1 protein-coding gene is annotated in these 2,168 nt (G+C 66.1%); it reads right to left on the bottom strand.

All coding sequences use genetic code 11. The annotated features are described in order from the left end of the window. On the bottom strand, window positions 1–2,154 hold a 2,154-nt coding region (locus tag ACYVDG_RS32570), incomplete at its 3' end, for a (Fe-S)-binding protein (protein ID WP_460764097.1). Window positions 2,155–2,168: the final 14 nt, after the last annotated feature.

The raw sequence follows: 2,168 nt of genomic DNA, 5'->3' as shown, positions 1-2,168 counted from the left end.
CAGCAGCTGGGAGACGTCGACGACCTCGAGCGACTCCTTGGCCTCACCGGAGGACTTCTTCTCGTTGATCGCGTCGCCGAGCATGACCTGACAGAACGGGCACGCGGTGGAGACGGTGTCCGGGTTGGTCGTCAGCGCCTCGTCCACACGCTCGGTGTTGATGCGCTTGCCGATCCGCTCCTCCATCCACATGCGGGCACCACCGGCGCCGCAGCAGAAGCCGCGCTCCTTGTGCCGGTGCATCTCCTGCGTCTTGACACCCGGCACCTGGGCCATGATGTCGCGCGGCGGCGTGTACACCTTGTTGTGGCGGCCCAGGAAGCAGGGGTCGTGGTAGGTGATGTTCTCGTCGACGGAGTTCACCGGGGTCAGCTGGCCCTCGTCCACGAGCTTGGCCAGCAGCTGGCTGTGGTGGATGACCTCGTAGGTCCCACCCAGCTGCGGGTACTCCTTCGCGAGCGTGTTGAAGCAGTGCGGGCAGCTGGCCACGATCTTGGTGACCCCCGCCTCGTTCAGCGTCTCCACGTTCTGCTGGGCCAGCATCTGGAAGACGTACTCCATGCCCAGGCGGCGCGCCGGGTCACCGGTGCAGGCCTCCATGCCGCCCAGGACGGCGAAGTTGACGCCCGCGATGTCCAGCAGCTCGGCGATGGCCTTCGTGGTCTTCTTGGCGCGGTCCTCGAGGGCGCCGGCGCAGCCGACCCAGAAGAGGTACTCGGTGTCCTCGGGCATCTTGTCGTCGACGACCTGGACCTCAACCGGGTTCTCCTGGTTGGCCAGCTCCTCGATCCAGTCCATGCGCCGGTCCTCGGCCATACCCCAGGGGTTGGCCTTGTTCTCAAGGTTCTTGAGGAGGGTGTTGGCCTCGGACGGGAAGTTGGACTCGACCATCACCTGGTAGCGGCGCATGTCCAGGATGTGGTCGATGTGCTCGATGTCCACCGGGCACTGCTCGACACAGGCACCGCAGTTGGTGCAGGCCCACAGCTCGTCCGGGTGGATGACGCCGCCTTCTTCCTCGGTGCCGACCAGCGGCTTGTTGAGGAGGGCGAGCACGTCGACGCCGGAGTGGCTGTTGTCGGGGGCCTCGGTGAGCGTCTCCTCGGTGATGCCCTTGAGGAGGTACGGGGCCTTCTCGAAGCTGTGCTGCTGCAGGTCGAGGATGAGCTTCTTCGGCGAGAGCGGCTTGGCGGTGTTCCAGGCGGGGCACTGCGACTGGCAGCGGCCGCACTCGGTGCAGCTGGAGAAGTCGAGGAGGCCCTTCCAGGTGAAGTCCTCGATCTTGCCGGCGCCGAACGGGTCCTCGTCCGGGTCGGCCTCCTCGAAGTCGAGGGGCTTCTTGCCGGAGGCGTCCATCATCTGCTTGGCGGCGCCGAGGGTCGGAGCGCCGTCGGCGTTGCGCTTGAAGAAGATGTTGAACGGGGCGGTGAAGCGGTGCCAGCCGATGCCCATGGTGAGGTTGAAGTACAGCACCACGAAGAACGCGTAGCTGATGATCAGCTTGAACGCGGCGACCAGGGCGATGGCGGGCTCGGCGACCGCGGCGTCGGTCGGCATGAGGGCGCCGAAGGCGTGGGAGACCGGGGTGGCCCAGACCGGGAACGGGAAGTCCTCGATGGCGACCTTGAGGCCGCGGATCACGAAGATCGAGATCAGCAGGGCCCACAGGTAGGCCTCGACGTAGTACGCGGTCCACGTCTTGGAGTTGTAGAACCGCGAGTCGCGGCCCTTGCGGTGGGGGCCGTTGAGCAGGCGGTAGACGGTGAGGCCGATGATGCCCGCGAGGCTGGTGGCCGCGATGACCTCGATGGCCAGCCCGAAGACGGTCCAGTCGTAGATCACCGGCAGCTTGAAGTGCGGGTCGAAGACCTCGCCCTGGGCCTCGATGACCGTGAAGAAGAGCAGCGGGAACGAGACCATCACGAACCAGTGGGCCACACCCACCCACGGCCGCTTCAGCATCCTCGTGTGCCCGAGGATCTCGATGAGCGTCATGGTGAGCCGCTTGCCCAGCGACTCCGTCCGCTCCGGCTCCGCCGCTCGGCCCACACTCACGGTCCGCCAGATCTGGTACGAACCCAGAGCGAACAAGGCGAGCGCGACCACGGCGAAGACCGAGGTGATGATGCCCAGTGTCAAATACAGAGGATGCATCGCCGGAGGCCTCC

The sequence above is a fragment of the Nocardiopsis oceani genome, assembly GCF_054777395.1.
This window is presented reverse-complemented; position numbering and strand designations above follow the sequence as displayed.